The organism is Selenomonas sp., assembly GCF_052169755.1.
Taxonomy (GTDB): domain Bacteria; phylum Bacillota; class Negativicutes; order Selenomonadales; family Selenomonadaceae; genus Selenomonas.
On the sequence record NZ_JBQNBV010000036.1, the window covers coordinates 1 to 16298 of the forward strand.

The 16298-nt window shown below is 52.2% G+C and carries 18 protein-coding genes; all 18 read left to right on the forward strand.

The window, feature by feature from the left end; all coding sequences use genetic code 11:
* A partial coding sequence (locus ACTTKG_RS04140; RefSeq protein ID WP_442672992.1) for a flagellar hook-basal body complex protein occupies positions 1 to 535 on the forward strand: 535 nt, incomplete at its 5' end.
* Positions 536 to 654: 119 nt separating this feature from the next.
* Positions 655 to 855, forward strand: a complete 201-nt coding sequence (locus ACTTKG_RS04145) for a flagellar FlbD family protein (protein ID WP_442672993.1) — start codon at positions 655 to 657, stop codon at positions 853 to 855.
* A 58-nt stretch (positions 856 to 913) separates the two neighbouring features.
* Positions 914 to 1426 (forward strand): flagellar basal body-associated FliL family protein, encoded by a 513-nt coding sequence (locus ACTTKG_RS04150; protein WP_442672994.1) that lies wholly within the window; start codon positions 914 to 916, stop codon positions 1424 to 1426.
* Between the two features lie 36 nt (positions 1427 to 1462).
* On the forward strand, positions 1463 to 2467 hold the full coding sequence (fliM, locus tag ACTTKG_RS04155) for a flagellar motor switch protein FliM (protein WP_442672995.1): 1005 nt from the start codon (positions 1463 to 1465) through the stop codon (positions 2465 to 2467).
* A complete protein-coding gene (fliY, locus tag ACTTKG_RS04160; protein ID WP_442672996.1) occupies positions 2460 to 3644 on the forward strand; it encodes a flagellar motor switch phosphatase FliY in 1185 nt (394 codons plus the stop codon). Before fliM ends, fliY begins: the two co-directional genes overlap by 8 nt.
* Before the next feature lie 172 nt (positions 3645 to 3816).
* Positions 3817 to 4179, forward strand: coding sequence for a response regulator (locus tag ACTTKG_RS04165; RefSeq protein ID WP_006191318.1), 363 nt, complete (start codon positions 3817 to 3819; stop codon positions 4177 to 4179).
* Positions 4179 to 4733 carry a flagellar biosynthetic protein FliO gene (fliO, locus tag ACTTKG_RS04170; RefSeq protein ID WP_442672997.1) on the forward strand — a complete coding sequence of 185 codons (555 nt, stop codon included), beginning with the start codon at positions 4179 to 4181 and terminating at the stop codon, positions 4731 to 4733. Before ACTTKG_RS04165 ends, fliO begins: the two co-directional genes overlap by 1 nt.
* An 18-nt stretch (positions 4734 to 4751) precedes the next feature.
* Positions 4752 to 5507, forward strand: a complete 756-nt coding sequence (gene fliP / locus ACTTKG_RS04175; protein ID WP_442672998.1) for a flagellar type III secretion system pore protein FliP — start codon at positions 4752 to 4754, stop codon at positions 5505 to 5507.
* Between the two features lie 11 nt (positions 5508 to 5518).
* The gene (fliQ, locus tag ACTTKG_RS04180; protein WP_314626671.1) at positions 5519 to 5788 is read left to right on the forward strand and encodes a flagellar biosynthesis protein FliQ; all 270 of its coding nucleotides are present in this window, start codon (positions 5519 to 5521) and stop codon (positions 5786 to 5788) included.
* A 17-nt stretch (positions 5789 to 5805) separates the two neighbouring features.
* Positions 5806 to 6588: a flagellar biosynthetic protein FliR gene (gene fliR / locus ACTTKG_RS04185; RefSeq protein WP_442672999.1), complete on the forward strand. Its 783-nt coding sequence runs from the start codon at positions 5806 to 5808 to the stop codon at positions 6586 to 6588.
* Positions 6542 to 7675 (forward strand): flagellar biosynthesis protein FlhB, encoded by a 1134-nt coding sequence (flhB, locus tag ACTTKG_RS04190; RefSeq protein ID WP_442673000.1) that lies wholly within the window; start codon positions 6542 to 6544, stop codon positions 7673 to 7675. The genes fliR and flhB overlap by 47 nt, the downstream gene beginning before the upstream one ends.
* A 37-nt stretch (positions 7676 to 7712) precedes the next feature.
* Positions 7713 to 9785, forward strand: a complete 2073-nt coding sequence (gene flhA, locus ACTTKG_RS04195; protein WP_442673001.1) for a flagellar biosynthesis protein FlhA — start codon at positions 7713 to 7715, stop codon at positions 9783 to 9785.
* Positions 9786 to 11549, forward strand: coding sequence for a flagellar biosynthesis protein FlhF (gene flhF, locus ACTTKG_RS04200; protein WP_442673002.1), 1764 nt, complete (start codon positions 9786 to 9788; stop codon positions 11547 to 11549). It begins immediately after the preceding gene.
* A 4-nt stretch (positions 11550 to 11553) separates the two neighbouring features.
* Positions 11554 to 12489 carry a MinD/ParA family protein gene (locus tag ACTTKG_RS04205; protein WP_442673003.1) on the forward strand — a complete coding sequence of 312 codons (936 nt, stop codon included), beginning with the start codon at positions 11554 to 11556 and terminating at the stop codon, positions 12487 to 12489.
* Positions 12490 to 12505: 16 nt separating this feature from the next.
* The gene (locus tag ACTTKG_RS04210) at positions 12506 to 13189 is read left to right on the forward strand and encodes a flagellar brake protein (protein WP_442673004.1); all 684 of its coding nucleotides are present in this window, start codon (positions 12506 to 12508) and stop codon (positions 13187 to 13189) included.
* A gap of 200 nt (positions 13190 to 13389) precedes the next feature.
* Positions 13390 to 15507, forward strand: coding sequence for a chemotaxis protein CheA (locus ACTTKG_RS04215; RefSeq protein ID WP_442673005.1), 2118 nt, complete (start codon positions 13390 to 13392; stop codon positions 15505 to 15507).
* 16 nt (positions 15508 to 15523) lie between these two features.
* A complete protein-coding gene (locus tag ACTTKG_RS04220) occupies positions 15524 to 15985 on the forward strand; it encodes a chemotaxis protein CheW (RefSeq protein ID WP_442673006.1) in 462 nt (153 codons plus the stop codon).
* A gap of 82 nt (positions 15986 to 16067) precedes the next feature.
* The coding region (locus ACTTKG_RS04225; RefSeq protein WP_442673007.1) for a chemotaxis protein CheC at positions 16068 to 16298 on the forward strand (231 nt) is incomplete at its 3' end.

The window sequence follows — 16298 nt, forward strand, 5'->3', positions numbered from 1 at the left end:
TGACCAAAATGGCAAGTATCTGGAAGGGTCTGGTAATCCGACGCTAAGCCTAGAGAATGGCGCAGGTTCTATGACAGGAGCTACAGCAGTCAATACGATGAACGTGACGGTTAATCTCAAGAACCTTACGCAGTATAGCGGCAGCGATACGATCAAGGCAGATTATGACGGCAATGCGGCGGGGACGCTGAAGGAGATCAATGCCGACCAGAGCGGCGTTTTGACCGGCACCTATACGAACGGCATCAAGCGCGCTTTAGCGCAGGTGGCTGTCGCGCAGTTTGACAACGCGTCGGGTCTTACGAAGACGGGTGGGAATCTCTACGCCGAGTCGAACAACTCGGGGACGGCGAACATCAAGACGGTCAATGCGCTCGGCGTGACGTTGACGCCGGCATCGCTTGAAATGTCGAACGTCGATATTGCGAACGAGTTCGCCGATATGGTGGTGACGCAGAGGGGGTTCCAGTCCAACTCGAAGATCATTACGGTTGGCGATGAGATGCTTGAAACCGTCATCAACATGAAGCGCTGATGACAACTTGGGCTGAGAAGCTGTGATGCACAGTATCAACTTGGCTCTGATAAAGATAGGCAGGAGGGGCGCAGCCCCTCTCCTATCCCGCACTTATTCCAAGGCGAAAGGATGGGCGAATGATTAAACTGACAAAATTCAAGTCGGAGGCACATAAAAAAGGGGAATTCGTCCTCAACGCCGAAATAATAGAAACAGTGGAAGAGACGCCCGATACGGTCGTCACTCTGACAAATGGCAAGAAACTCATCGTTGAAGAATCAATGGAAGAGATTGTGGAGCGCGTCATGGAGTACCGCCGCGCTAAACATCGTTTGTGATTCCGGGCTTTCTCGGATGATTTTATGATAGAGAGAAGAGTTAGGAGGAGGAAGTTTTATGGCGGAAGAAAAAGAAGGGCAAGCCATTGCTCCGGAGCCGGGCAAAAAATCCCCGATCATCCTGATTGTTGTCATAGTCATCGTGGCTTTGTTGGCAGCGGGTGGTATTTCCTTTTTCATCACGCAGCAAATGATGGCGAACAGTACCGGTGATGGCGGCGGACCTTCGCGGCTGAACCACGATCCCGGCGTGTTCATCAAGCTGGGGGATCCTAAGGACGGCATCCTTGTCAATGTCGGTGGTCTCAAGGCGGGACGCTTCTTGAAGGCGAGCATTGTCTTGGAGATGAATCCCGGCAAGAAGGATAACATTGCTGACGGCAAGTTGTTGGCGCCGGCAGAGACGAAGATCATGGATGTGACGCTCCAGACTCTGCGCTCGCTGAAGGTTGAAGAACTTGACGCAGGCAAGCAGGATGAACTGAAAACAACCCTTCGTGACAGCTTGAACAAGGCTTTGGGCGAGGGATCGGTGTATGAGGTCTATATCACGAGCTTCCTCATGCAGTGATGAGCCATCAGAGCAAGGGAGAAAGGAGGAGGAAGATTGGCAGAAGATGTCTTGTCACAAAATGAGATAGACAAACTTCTTTCCGCGCTGTCGACCGGCGAAGTTTCTGCTGAGGAAGTACAGGCGGAAGAGGAAGAGAGAAAAGTCAAGACATACGACTTCAAGCGGCCGGACAAGTTCTCGAAAGATCAGATCCGCACGCTGAATATGCTCTACGAGAACTTTGCGCGTCTCTTGAACACTCACCTATCTACCCATTTGCGGACGATGGTCAATGTGGAAGTCGTTTCGGTGGAGCAGCTCACGTACCAAGAATTCCTGCAGTCTTTGAGCAACCCGAGTGTGATCGGCGTCATGGCGCTGCCGCCTTTGAAGGGCAACATCATCATGGAGGTCAACACAGGTATCGCGTTTGCTTATATCGACCGTGTTTTCGGCGGGTTGGGAGAAAATTCGCTGAAGCCGCGCATCCTCACGGAGATTGAGGAAGCGGTCATGCGCAAGTTCATTGCCAAGGCAAGCGAGTTTTTCAAGGAATCTTGGTCGAATGTGATCGAGGTCAATCCGGTGCTTGAGGCGATTGAGGCAAACCCCGGTTTCGTACAGATCGTGCCGCCGAGCGACATGGTCATCATCGTTACCGTACAGGTCAAGATCGGTGAGGTCGAAGGGTTTATGACTCTCTGCGTGCCGTATCTTGTCTTAGAGCCTATCATGTCGAAGCTCTCGACCTCTTTCTGGGTGGCGGCTTCCGTCGCGAAGGACAACAACCCGGATAAGATTCGTGCGCTTGAAAAGAAGATTCATAAATCGCCAATTCCTTTGATTGTGGAACTTGGCACGATTGATATGACGATTCGCGAGTTTTTGACCTTGGGCTTCGGCGATGTGCTGCAGCTTGATACGAAGGTCAAGGATGAGTTGAAAATTCTTGTCGGGCAAAAACCTAAGTTCCTTTGCCGACCCGGCACACAGGGCAAACGGTCGGCAGTCCAGATCACACAAGTAACCTTTGAAGGGGATGAAGATACGGATGAGTGATGATTTAATTTCGCAAGAGGAAATTGATGCGTTATTAAACGGCGGCGGCGACAGCTCGACAGAAGCCGACGCCCCGGCGGAGACCCCGGCGCCCGCAGACAATTCTCCATCTCAGGGAGGGGATGCTCTGACGGATATTGAGCGCGATGCGCTCGGGGAAATAGGCAACATTTCTATGGGGAGCGCAGCGACTACGCTCTCGGTGCTCTTAGGGCATAAGGTTTCGATCACGACGCCTACGGTATCGGTGGATACGCTGAGTTCCATCAAAGATCAGTATCCGATGCCGTATCTCATCGTCGAGGTAGGCTATACCGTCGGCATTGACGGCAACAATGTGTTAGCGATTCAAGCGCAGGATGCATCCATCATCGCCGACCTCATGATGGGCGGCGACGGAACGAATCCGACGCAGGAGCTCAATGAAATTCATATGAGCGCTGTCGGCGAGTCGATGAATCAGATGATGGGGTCGGTGGCTACATCGCTGTCGACGATGTTTAACAAGAAGATCGACATCTCGCCGCCAAAGGTCAATATGATTGATCTCGGTTCAGAAGATAAGGTTACGGAGATTGTTTCTGCGGATGATCCTATCGCGAAGATCTCGTTCCGCATGGAAGTTGATGGTCTGATCGACAGTGAGATCATGCAGATTCTGCCGATTCCTGTGGCTCAGGAAATGGTAGGGTATCTCTTGAGTAATGAAGCAGAGGAGGAAGAGCCAATGCCAGTACCAACGCCAGCACCGGCAGCACCTGCTCCGGCACCGGCAGCAGCGGCTCCGCCACCGGCAGCGCCTATGATGGGGGCTGCTCCGGGCTACGGTGCGCCGCCGTCTCCGCATGTGGCGTCGAATGTGCCCGTACAGCCGGCGATGTTTGCACCGCTTTCTACGGCTCCCGTACAGGTGAACGATGCGAACATCGGGCTGATACTTGATGTACTGCTTCAGGTAACTGTGGAGCTTGGTCGCACAAGAAAGACGATTAAGGATATTCTTGAGCTTACGAACGGCTCCATCGTTGAACTTGATAAATTGGCAGGCGAGCCTGTAGATATCATGGTCAACGGGAAGTTCTTGGCGAAGGGAGAGGTTGTCGTCATTGACGAGAACTTCGGCGTTCGTATCACAGATATTGTAAGTCCCGCAGAAAGGGCGCAGCAGTTGCAATAATATGCGTCTTGCTGGACATTTTCGGTCGATTCATATACAATAGATTGTGCGATGCGTTTTACATGAGGGGTTGCCTTTGCGGTTTCAAGCTGCTTAGGGAATGCCTGCGCAACTGTATGTGGGCATCTGCGTATTAAGAGCAGACATAGAATTCAGTGAGGAGAGATAATTTATGGCAAGCAGAGTTTTAGTGGTGGATGATGCGGCGTTCATGCGAATGATGGTCAAGGACATCTTGTCTAAGAATGGCTACGAGATTGTCGGCGAGGCGGAAAACGGCATGAAGGCGCTGGAAAAGTACCAGGAGCTTAAACCTGATCTCGTAACGATGGATATTACGATGCCGGAAATGGATGGCATCAGTGCGGTCAAGGAAATCAAGAAGGTTGACCCGAATGCGAAGGTCGTTATGTGCAGTGCGATGGGACAGCAGGCGATGGTCATCGAAGCGATTCAAGCGGGGGCGCGGGACTTTATCGTCAAGCCGTTCCAGGCAGATCGTGTCCTTGAGGCTGTGCGTAAAGCGCTTGGCTGATGCTGACAAAAAAGGGTGTCGTCCTTTGGCTTGGTCTGCTTGTTGTCACAGTATTCCTGTTTCCGTCTGTCGGTATAGCTGCAGGTGATGGAAGTTATCTTTCGGGCTACGAGAATCAGGATCCTGTGCCGAATGGTACGCCGGGTGTTTCTTGGTGGTCAACCGTCGCTTATGTGGCAAGTCTTGTTGTCGTGTTTCTTTTCGTCGCGGGACTCGCTTACTATGTTTCAAAGTTTTTGGGCGGGCGATTCGGTCGTGCGACGTCTGGACGCGGCGGACGCGTGCTTGAAAACCTGCCGCTCGGACCGGGGCGTTCAGCATGCGTCGTTGCGTTGGCGGGCAGGTTTTTGATTCTCGGTGTGACGGAGCATTCCATCACCCTTTTGGGGGAGATTGACGATGCAGATGAGGCGGAGCAGCTTTTGAAAAAAAGCCTTGAAGAATCTCCGCTGCCGTTTTCTGATACGGGTGGATTCGAGCGACAGTTTGGTTCGCTCGATCAACTGGTGAGGAGAATACCGACGATGTTCAAGAACGATGTGTTTCGAAAGTAGAGGAGTTGTGAACCATTGATGGAGAAGCGGCGAGTGTTGCTGGGAAGCGTACTGTTCTTTTCCGTACTCCTCATAGCGCAGGAGGCTTTGGCAGCGCCTCTGATTCCGAACCTCAGCGTCAGTGTTGGAGAGGCAAGTAATCCGCAGGATGTTGCGGCTTCTTTGCAGATTTTGGCGCTCTTGACGATTCTTTCGCTTGTACCGTCGATCTTGGTCATGACAACGTCGTTCGTACGCATTGTCGTCGTCATCGGGTTTCTCAGAAACGCTATGTCGACGCAGAATGTGCCGCCGAATCAAGTGGTGCTTGCGTTGTCCCTGTTCTTGACGTTTTACATCATGCAACCGTATTGGAGTGAAGCAAATCAACAGGGAATCCAGCCGTATCTTGCAGGGCAGATCACACAGGAGCAGGCGATTGACAATACGTTGGCTCCCTTGCGTGAGTTCATGTTCCGACAGACGCGTGAGTCAGATTTGGCGCTTTTCGTCAATTTATCCGACGCCGAAAGACCTCAGTCGCAGGCAGATGTTTCTACTGCTACTTTGATTCCGGCGTTTGTCATAAGTGAATTGAAAACGGCGTTTCAGATCGGCTTCATGATCTATATCCCGTTTATCGTCATCGACATGATCGTGGCGAGTACTTTGATGTCAATGGGTATGATGATGCTGCCGCCGGTCATGATTTCGTTGCCATTTAAGATACTGCTTTTTGTTATGGTCGATGGCTGGCATCTTTTGATCAAGTCGCTCATTGTAAGCTTTAAGTAGGAGGAACGCGGATGTCTGGCGATCTTGTCATTCAGATTGGGCAGAATGCTCTCTGGATCGTGCTCCTAGTTTCCGCGCCGATGCTTGGTCTCGGTCTGGCTGTAGGTCTTCTCGTGAGCGTGTTCCAAGCGACTACTTCCATTCAAGAAGCGACGCTTGCCTTTATTCCGAAGATCATCGCGGTGTTTGTCGCAATCTTGATCTTTGGGCCGTGGATGCTCAGCATCCTCGTGGAATATTTCACGAATATCTTCGTGAATCTGCCGCTCTATATCGGATAGCGAGGAGAGATGTGCCCGTGGATTTCTACACCCTGCTTCAAGGGCATGCGGCAGTCTATCTGCTCGTTTTGACACGCATTACGGGGCTTTTTGTCATCGCGCCTTTTTTCGGCAGTTTGAACATTCCTGTGCGCATTCGCGTAGGAGCTGCCGTTGCTTTTTCCTTCGTGTTGTTTCCTGTTGTAGACAGCTATGGCTCTGTGACGGCGCCGGGCAATGTATTCCTTTATGCAGGGGCAGTGGCGGGGGAATTGTTTGTCGGCTGGCTGATCGGCTTTGTGGCGTATGTGACGTTTTCGGCGATTCACTTTGCCGGCAAGGTCATGGATATGCAGGTTGGATTCGCAATGGTCAACGTGATGGACCCGACTTCCGGTCAGCAAATACCGCTTATCGGAAGTTTTCTTTATAATTTGGCGGTTATTGTTTTTCTCGTCGTCAATGGGCATCACATGCTGATTGCAGCATTGTTTGAAAGTTTTCAGTCTGTGCCGATTTTGGGGCTGGCGCCTGCTCCGACGATTGCAGGTTTCGTTGTGAATCTTGTCAACGGCGTATTTGTAACGGGCATGAAGCTGGCGATGCCTGTAACATTTTCCATTCTTCTGACGAATGTTGGTCTTGGAATCTTGGCGCGAACGATGCCGCAGCTCAATATCTTCGTTGTCGGTTTGCCTCTTCAAATTGTTATTGGCATGTTCGTTCTTTCGATTCTGATGCCGTTTTATGTCTTGTTTCTGGATGTGTTGTTCAATGAAACGTATGCGCAGATTACCACTGCCCTCCACGCAATACAATAGTGAACCGCCGGATTTTGTTTTTGATCTGCAGCTCTTTGCGGGAGAAAAGACGGAAGAACCTACGGCGAAGCGGCGCAATGATGCACGTCAAAAAGGGCAGGTAGCTAGGAGTCAGGAACTCAGCGGCGCGTTTGTGCTGTTGGCGGGATTCTTCGTGATGCGCGCACTCGGCAGTACAATTCTTGCGGAAATCGAAGAGTACACGATTCATATCTACGGGCACATGAATCAGACGATTGATGCAGAAACCGTTATGCGGCTCATTATCGATGGCATGATCGTCTTGGCAAAGACGGCATTTCCGGTGATGGTTGCAATCCTCATCATGGGACTTGCTATTAATTTTTACCAAGTTGGTTTTATGTTTACGACGGAACCGCTTTCCTTCAAACTGGACAAACTCAATCCGATCACGGGCTTTGGGCGCATATTCTCGAAGCGTTCGGTCGTCGAGCTTTTGAAATCTCTGTTGAAGATTGCGATCATCGGTGCATTTCTCTACATCTATTTGTCAGGAGAAATTATGCACATGCCGGAGTTCATATACCTTGATCTTAAGAGCAGCATGGCGCGTATGGGAGATCTCATCTTTTCGCTCGTGTTCCAGATCATCATCGTTTACTTCGTCATGGCAGCGGCGGATTTCGCCTATCAAAAATGGCAGACGACACAGGATCTCAAGATGAGCAAACAGGACATTAAGGAAGAGTTTAAGCAAACGGAAGGTGATCCGCAGATCAAGGGGAAGATTCGCCAGAAGCAGCAGCAGATGGCGATGAACCGCATGATGAGGGAAGTGCCGGAAGCCGACGTCATCGTGACGAACCCGACGCATTATGCTGTCGCCTTGAAGTATAAAACGGGGATGAAAGCGCCGGAGGTTGTTGCCAAGGGGCAGGATCTCGTCGCACAGAAAATCAAGGATATTGCGCGTGAGCATCGCGTGACAATCGTTGAGAATAAGCCCTTGGCAAGGGCGCTCTACGCGGCGGTGGATGTCGGGGGCACGGTGCCGCCCGAGCTTTACCAAGCGGTCGCTGAAGTGCTCGCTTATGTGTACCGTTTGAAGAAGAAAAAATTTGCTTAAAGAGAAGTTTTTTTGGGGATAGAGGAGCAAGAACAGCATGGCGACAGAAAATCCAACGCTTTCCAATGGCTTCATAACGAAATACAGCGATATCTTCATAGCTGTAGCAATCGTCACGATTGTCATCATGATGATTATTCCATTGCCTACGGCTCTTCTTGATTTGTTAATTTGCGTAAATATCACGCTTGCACTCGTCATTGTCATGGTGACGATTTATAATGTGGAAGCTTTGGATTTTTCCGTTTTTCCATCGTTGCTTTTGGTCACGACGCTCTTTCGGCTTGCGCTTAATATATCGGCGACAAGGCTGATCCTCTTGAACGGCTATGCCGGCGATGTCATCATGGCTTTCGGCAACTTTGTCGTCGGCGGTAATGCGCTCGTCGGCTTCATCATTTTCGTAATTCTCGTCATCATCCAGTTCATCGTCATCACGAAGGGTGCGGAGCGTGTCGCAGAAGTTTCGGCGCGTTTCACGCTCGACGCGATGCCGGGCAAGCAGATGGCGATTGATGCTGATCTGAACCAAGGAGCCATCACGGATGCGGAAGCGAGCAAAAGGCGCTTAAAGATTCAACAGGAAGCTGATTTTTATGGTGCGATGGACGGCGCCTCGAAGTTTGTCAAGGGCGATGCTATAGCTGCTATCATCATCATCATCATCAATATTACGGGCGGTTTTGTCATCGGTATGCTGACGCGCAACATGTCGGCACTGCAGGCGCTGCAAAGCTATACTCTGTTGACCGTCGGCGAAGGTCTTGTCAGCCAGATTCCGGCTCTGATGATTTCGACGGCGACAGGTATCCTCGTCACGCGTTCGGCTTCTTCCAAAGGCAATCTCGGTCTTGACGTAGCGATGCAGCTCTTTAACCGTAGCCGCATTTTCTATATCGTCAGCGGCGTCCTCTTTTTCCTCGCCATCGTTCCGGGTATGCCGGGGCTGCCGCTCGCGGCTCTTTCGATTCTTTGCTTCCTCGCGGCGCGTCGTTTGCGCAGTTCGGAAAAAGTGGTCGAAGAAATCCCCGAAAAGAAGAAAGCAGACAAGGCGAAAGCGGATGCTACGAAGCCCGAGAATATTGTCAATCTCCTGCAGGTTGATCCGATGGAACTTGAGATCGGCTACAGCTTGATTCCGCTGGTTGACACGGGGCAAGGCGGCGATCTTTTGGAGCGTATCGTCATGATCCGTCGGCAGTGTGCCTTAGAGCTCGGTCTTGTTGTGCCGACAATACGCATACGGGACAATATTCAGATTAAGCCAAACAACTACATCATCAAGCTCAAGGGCATAGAAGCGACGCGCGGCGAGCTCATGCTTGATCACTATCTCGCGATGAATTCGGGCACGGTTTTTGAAGAGGTGCCGGGCATCGAAACAACGGAGCCGGCTTTCGGACTCCCCGCGCTTTGGATTTCGGAAGATCAGCGTGAGCAGGCAGAGCTCAACGGCTATACGGTTGTTGACGCTGTTTCCGTTCTTGCGACGCATTTGACGGAGGTCATCAAGGCGCATGCGGCGGAGATTCTTGGCCGCCAGGAGACGCAGAATCTCCTCGACAACTTGAAAAAGACGAATGCAGCTCTCGTTGAGGAAGTTGTGCCTGAAGTCCTCGCTGTCGGTGAGGTGCAGAAAGTCTTGGCAAATCTTCTGGCAGAACGCGTCTCCATTCGAGATATGGAAACAGTTCTTGAAGTGCTTTCCGATTATGGACGTGCGACGAAGGATACGGATATCCTCACCGAGTATGTGCGCCATGCACTTGCACGCCAGATTTCACAGCAGTATGTTCAGAACAATGTCTTGCCTTGCATCACGCTCGATCCCGGGCTGGAAAATCATATAGCGGGCGCCGTGCAGCGTACCGAGCACGGCTCTTATGTGAGTCTCGATCCAGATACGATGCAGCGTCTCCTGGCATCGCTCAACGCGGAATTGCCTAAGCTCACGAATATGGGCTATGAGCCGATCGTACTCACAAGTCCTGCGGTGCGAACCTATTTCCGCCAGCTTGTTGAGCGTTCCGTGCAGGGGCTTGTCGTTCTTTCCCATGCGGAAATCGAGCAGACGGTCGAACTTCAGATTCTTGGGACGGTGAGAACTTAATTGCGCATCAAGGTGTTCCAGGCTGCCACGATGAAAGACGCTATGGCTCAGGTGAAGGATGAGCTTGGCGACGACGCGGTGATCCTGCATACAAAAAAAATAAAGAAGGGCGGCATCCTTGGGTACGGCGCAAAGGAGATTTTTGAAGTGACGGCGGCTCTCGACGAGGCGCCGCGCCGCCCACCCAAGAAACGCGAAGAACGTCTCCCGACGCTTGCTGAACTGCAGGCGCAGGAGGCGTCGCCAAAGGAGCCGCCTAAGAGCGCGGTGCCGCTGCCGCAGGGTCATGCGGCGCGAGCTGTGCAGGGAGAGACAATGACGCCGCTTGCTGTGCCGCAGGAAGGACAGGCAAGAGCAGTTTCTGCATCCGTTGCGACAGCCGTAGATCCTTTGCAGATGCAGATGCAGATGCAGATGCCTGTACAGCAGGCGACCGCTGCAGCCCAACCGCAGAGGCGTCTTTCGCAGAGTGCAGCAAAAAGCTATAAGACGGCAGGAACGGAAGCGGCGGTCGCTGAAGCGAAGCGGCAGGCATACGATTCGATGCCCGATGTGACAGCGCCTGTTGTCGCAGGGAAAGAACCGTTTGTTCCGGCGTTTCCATCGCAGGAACAGGCGGCGGAATCGTTTCTGCCGCTCGTTCCTGCCGCAGAAAAAGCCGAATCGCTTGAGCCGCCTGTACGCAAGGTGCGGCGCAGACGGGCTGCCTCTGTCAAGCGAAGAAAGCTGCGTGTTGCGGAGAAAAAGGATACTCTTGATGAGGCGGCGGCATCTTCATCCGCAGCTGACGTAGCGCCCAAGGCGAAGCCTGTGGATGAAAAGGCGGCGCAGGCGTCGAAAGAGGATGCAGACCAAAGGCGGGAATCCGCTGCGAGACCGCCTGAAAAAGGCGATGCAGAGCGTCAACAAGAAACGATTGAGGCTTTGCAGAACGAGCTTCTTCAGATGAAGGCGATGCTCGTCCAGGTCGTCAGCAAGGAAAAGGCGCCGGAAGATGAAATGTCTTTGCAGCAAGCCTTGAAACAGCAGGATGTCGAGCCGGACATCATCGAGGATGTCGTGCTGCAGCTGCCCGCCGAAACCATCTTGGCAGACAAAGATACGCCGCTTGCCCTTGAAGGTCTGACGAAGTATCTCGCCGACAATATGCAGATGGCAGACGGTCTTGAACTCAAGAGCCGCAAGCGCAAGATAGCAGCTCTTTTAGGTCCGACAGGGGTCGGCAAGACAACGACGCTCGCCAAGATCGCTGCGCAGTGTGTGTTGGAAAAAGGCATCAGCACGGCATTCATCACGGCAGATACCTATCGCATTTCAGCAGTCGAGCAGCTCAAGACGTATGCCGACATCTTAGGGCTGCCGATCGCCATCGTATATACGCCGGATGAGCTAAAGGAAGCCATACAGAAGTTCCGACAGAAGCAGCTTATACTCATCGACACGGCGGGGCGCAGTCAGCATAATCGCCGCCAGATGGCGGAGCTCAAGGATTTTCTTGCCGTTAATCCCAATATTGAAAAGTACCTCGTCTTGAGTGCCACGACGAAGAATGAGGACGCGAAAGATATCGTGGATAAGTTTTCCGTATGTAAGCCTGACAAGGTGATTTTCACCAAGACGGATGAAACGAAGAGCCTTGGCATTATCTTGAATATTTTGTGCAAAAAGGATATGCGGCTCTCCTATCTGACCAATGGGCAGAGCGTTCCGGACGACATTGTATCGGCGGAGGCGGGAAAGCTTGCAGAACTTTTTTTGAGGTAGATGTATGGAGGATCAGGCAGCGAGTCTCCGAAAGCTCGTAGAAAATAAAAAAGATCCCGCCGCCACGGACGTCGGCAAGGATGCGTCGGCAGGTGCAGAGCCTGCCGCACCGACTGCGCCGCGTCCTCTGCCCAAAGAAGGCGCACGCATCATCGCCGTCACGAGCGGCAAGGGAGGCGTTGGCAAATCAAATCTTACGGTAAATCTTGCGCTCGCTTTCATCGCTGAGGGAAAAAATGTGCTTGTCATTGATGCCGACCTTGGCATGGCGAACGTCGACGTCCTCTTGGGAACATCATCTAAGTACAATCTTCTGCATCTTCTGGATGATGACGTGGTGCTTGATGACGTCATCCTCAAGGGACCGTATGGGATTCGCTACATTTCAGGCGGCTCCGGTATGGAGCAGGCAGGAGAATTCACTCCTGCCGAACGCAGCCTGCTGGAAGAAAAACTCACGGGCTGCGGCGAGATGGCGGACATCATTCTCATAGATACGGGGGCAGGTATCGGCAGAAATGTTCTCGACTTCATTCTGGCGGCAGACGAGGTGCTTCTCGTGACGACGCCTGAGCCGACGGCGCTGACCGATGCCTATGCCGTTATGAAGGCGTACAGTATGTATGCCGCGAAACCGAACATGCGCCTCGTCGTCAATCGCGTTTACGATGAGGCGGAAAGCCTGGAAGTGGCGGAAAAACTTAAGAAAACGGCAGAACGGTTCTTGCACATGGATATCGGCTGTCTTGGTGCGATTTATGAGGACCGCAACATGATCCAAGCCGTGCGGCAGCAAAAGCCGATCTTAGAAGCATATCCAAGCTCGCTTGCAGCGAAGTGTATCAAGGCGATTGCACGAGCAATTCTCTACGGGGAGAAAGTTCCTGTAAAAAAAGGCTGGAAATCATTCCTGCAATATTTTCTTGATTTCACTCGATGATAGGGAGGTGCCTGTTATGGCCGGCGATTTGATCAATGCGGCAAAGGTGTTAAAAATTGGGCAGAGGGTTGAGTTTTACCTCGAAGATGACGATATAAAGTATACGAGCCGTATAGAAGATATTACTTCGGATCGATTGGTTGTTGCCATGCCTGTGGATGAGAAACGTCGTCCTGTCATACCGGCAGTTGGTGAACAGCTCTATGGACTTGCTGTAGATGAGATGTGTCGTTACCGCTTTTTTTCTGTATTCAGGGGAAAGGCGCGGGATCCGATTCCTGTCTGGAAGATCACGAAGCCCGAGGTCGTTGAGCGTCACCAGAACCGCGGTTTTGTGCGTGCAATGGTGCGTTTGCCCATCCAAGTGCGGATTATCAATACGGAAGGTCGCGAGGGCGACTTGATGAATCTGCGAACCACAGATGTCAGCGGCGGCGGCGTTTCCTTTATCGCGCCGCACCATGTCAAGATCAACAGCCGTGCGGCCATCGTGTTCACGAACTTCCCCAACATCGGCACATTGTCCGTCATGACGCGCGTTGTACGCTGTCAGCCTCTTGCGTCGAATGATCGCGGCTGGCAGATCGGGGCGCACTTCCTTGAGCTTAATCGAGGAACGATGAATAAAATCGTCCATTTTGTCTTTAGCGAACTCCGCCGTCAAATTGCCCTGCACCCGGACAGTCCCGGTCGTGAATAAATAAAAGCAGGATTTTTGACGGTGGCGGCGAAGAATATAAGAATGATGCAAGTGATTCGCGATTCGCGTGCTGCCTGGCTGGTACCAAGGCTCTTGGCGAAGGTTGCGGAGCAAACTGACAGGCTGCTGGGCCTTTTGAGGTGATGCTGCACTAAGCGGTAGTTCCTAGAGGCAGCAGAAAACAAACAGGGGGATTTGAAATGGAAACAAATCAGTACATGGACATGTTTTTGGACGAGTCACGCGAACATCTGCAGTCCTTGAACGATGGTCTGCTGAGCCTCGAAAATGACCCGAACGAGGTGTCCGTCGTCAACGAGATTTTTCGTAACGCGCATACATTGAAGGGTATGTCGGCGACGATGGGGTTCAATAAGATCGCTGAGCTTACACATGAGATGGAAGACGTTCTTGATCTTATCCGCAACAATCAGCTCAAGGTGACGGAGGACATCATTGAGACGATCTTTAAGTGCCTTGACTCCCTGCAAGAAATGATCGAAAACGTCGGCAATGGCGATCCTGAGGATCTTGTTGATGTTTCTGACCTCGTGAAAAAACTCTCGTCCATTTCGAAAGGCGAGCCGCAGCCAACGGCAGATGCCGCAGAACCGCCGGCTCCGACAGCTGCTGAGGCGCCTGCAGAAGCTGCGTCGATATCCTCGCTGGACTACACGGAGGACGATAAAGATGCAATGAAGGCTGCGAAGCAGGGCGGCATGGACGTGTTCCATATCCACATCCGTCTCGCCGATACATGCCTTTTGAAAGCAGCGCGTACATACATGGTCATGAATGCCCTCGAAGAGATTGGCGACGTCATCAAATCGGTTCCCCCGGCAGAGGATCTGGAAGCGGAGAAGTTCGATCACGATTTCGATCTCGTGATTGTGACGACTTCCGACGCACATGCAATATCCGATGCACTTGCACCTGTCTCCGAACTTGAAGAAGTGAAGATCGAGCAGGTCGATCCTGATAACCTTGCAGCCCCGTCAGCGGCTCCTGCAAAGCCTGCGGCTGCCGCTGCTCCCGCTGAAGCGCCGCCTGCTGCACCTGCGCCGACACCGGTTCCTGCGGCAAAGCCCGCTGCCAAACCTGCGGCAAAACCCGCAGCGAAAGCTCCGGCGAAGCCGGCGCCGGCTGCTGAGAAGAAGCATCATGCGAGCCAGTCCGTGCGCGTCGATATCGAAAAGCTCGACAATCTCATGAACCTTGTCGGTGAGCTTGTCATCAACAAGGTGCGCCTTGAGCAGATCGGCACGACGAATCGTATGCCGGAACTTACGGAAACCTTAGAACAGATGGATCGAGTGACGACTGATCTGCAGAACGTCGTCATGAAGGTTCGCATGGTTCCGGTCAGTCAAGTGTTCAACCGTTTCCCACGCATGGTTCGTGATATCGCAAAAGAACTCAACAAGGACATCAACCTTACGGTCGAGGGTGAGGAAACCGAACTTGACCGTACGGTTATCGATGAGATCGGCGATCCGCTGATGCATCTTCTGCGGAACTCGCTTGACCACGGCGTCGAACATCCCGATGACCGCGAGAAGAAGGGCAAGCCGCGCACGGGCGAGGTTGGTCTTATCGCGCGACATGAAGGAAACAATGTTGTCATTATGGTCACGGACGACGGTGCGGGCATTGATGCCGATAAGATTCGTGCCAAGGCTGTGGAAAAAGGCATTTACACACAGGATGAGGTTGATACGATGTCTGATGCGGACGCCGTACGCATCATCTTTGCACCGGGTTTTTCAACGGCGGAGCAAATTACGGATATCTCCGGTCGCGGCGTTGGCATGGACGTTGTGCGCAGCAAGATCGAATCCTTGGGCGGTCACGTCGATGTTGAAACGAAAATCGATGAAGGCTCTGTATTCAAGATCAAGCTGCCGCTGACGCTCGCTATCATCCAGGCGCTTCTCGTGCGCGTGCAGGAAGAGATGTATGCGATTCCGCTCGGTTCCATCGACAGTACGATCAATATTCATCCCGATGACATCAAGACGGTGCAGAATCAGGCGGTTATCGTGCTGCGCGGTCAAATCATTCCGATCATCAATCTCAGTAACGCACTCCAAGTGCCGCGTACGAAAGAAGAAGACAATGACGATATCTTTGTCGTCGTCGTTTATGTCGGTGAGCGTAAGGCTGGTATTGTCGTCGACAATCTCATCGGTCAGCAGGAAATCGTCATCAAGACGCTCGGAAAACTCCTTTCCGGACTCAAGATCTTCTCTGGAGCGACTGTGCTCGGAGATGGCCGTGTCGCCTTGATTTTGGATGTAGGCACGGTCGTGCAGCAGTAAGGGGGAGGATTTAGACATGGCTAAGGAAAAAAAGGCAATTATGGAAGATGTTCAGGTCGCTGCATTCAAGCTCTTGAAAGAAGAGTATGGCGTAAACATCCTCAATGTGCAGGAAATCAAAGTTTTGACAGATATCACACGCGTGCCTTTCGCGCCGGACTACATCAAGGGCGTCATCAATCTGCGCGGCAGTGTGCTGCCGGTCATTGACCTCAAGCGCCGCATCGGTCTTGAAGATGCTCCCTACACGGAGGCAACGCGCATCGTCATCATGAAGATTGGCGAGTTTTCCATCGGTATGATTGTCGATGCCGTGACTGAGGTGCTGACTATTTCCGGACGTGATATCAATGCAGCGAAGGATGTCAGCGACAACACGAGCAATCGTTTTGTCAGCAGCATCGGCAACATTGATGCGCGTCTGATCATCATGCTGAATCTCGATGAAATCGTCGATTTGCCGGAAGATATGAAATAAGATTTTACGACCTTCTCCTGTCCGGCAGGACAGGAGAAGGATATTTCTATCGGATCATGCCAGTATGCTAGAGGGTGCAGCTATGACGGAAGATATTATTGACCTCTCTCCTGTGCAGCTCGATGTGCTGCGGGAAATAGGAAATGTCGGCGCCGGAAATTCTGCGACAGCTTTGTCGCAGCTCATCAATCGCCGCATTGATATGAATGTGCCGAAGGTTTCGGTCGTTCCGCTCGACGAAGTTCCCGACCTCGTCGGTGGTCCGGAAACGATCGTCGTCGGCGTTTTTCTGCGTGTTTACGGCAAGGCGCCG

Bases quoted from the DNA above. Each gene is read 5' to 3' on its own strand.
- ACTTKG_RS04145 (WP_442672993.1), top strand. From the start codon at position 655: ATGATTAAACTGACAAAATTCAAGTCGGAGGCACATAAAAAAGGGGAA.
- ACTTKG_RS04150 (WP_442672994.1), top strand. From the start codon at position 914: ATGGCGGAAGAAAAAGAAGGGCAAGCCATTGCTCCGGAGCCGGGCAAA.
- fliY (WP_442672996.1), top strand. From the start codon at position 2,460: ATGAGTGATGATTTAATTTCGCAAGAGGAAATTGATGCGTTATTAAAC.
- ACTTKG_RS04165 (WP_006191318.1), top strand. From the start codon at position 3,817: ATGGCAAGCAGAGTTTTAGTGGTGGATGATGCGGCGTTCATGCGAATG.
- fliO (WP_442672997.1), top strand. From the start codon at position 4,179: ATGCTGACAAAAAAGGGTGTCGTCCTTTGGCTTGGTCTGCTTGTTGTC.
- fliP (WP_442672998.1), top strand. From the start codon at position 4,752: ATGGAGAAGCGGCGAGTGTTGCTGGGAAGCGTACTGTTCTTTTCCGTA.
- fliQ (WP_314626671.1), top strand. From the start codon at position 5,519: ATGTCTGGCGATCTTGTCATTCAGATTGGGCAGAATGCTCTCTGGATC.
- flhB (WP_442673000.1), top strand. From the start codon at position 6,542: ATGAAACGTATGCGCAGATTACCACTGCCCTCCACGCAATACAATAGT.
- flhA (WP_442673001.1), top strand. From the start codon at position 7,713: ATGGCGACAGAAAATCCAACGCTTTCCAATGGCTTCATAACGAAATAC.
- ACTTKG_RS04205 (WP_442673003.1), top strand. From the start codon at position 11,554: ATGGAGGATCAGGCAGCGAGTCTCCGAAAGCTCGTAGAAAATAAAAAA.
- ACTTKG_RS04210 (WP_442673004.1), top strand. From the start codon at position 12,506: ATGGCCGGCGATTTGATCAATGCGGCAAAGGTGTTAAAAATTGGGCAG.
- ACTTKG_RS04215 (WP_442673005.1), top strand. From the start codon at position 13,390: ATGGAAACAAATCAGTACATGGACATGTTTTTGGACGAGTCACGCGAA.
- ACTTKG_RS04220 (WP_442673006.1), top strand. From the start codon at position 15,524: ATGGCTAAGGAAAAAAAGGCAATTATGGAAGATGTTCAGGTCGCTGCA.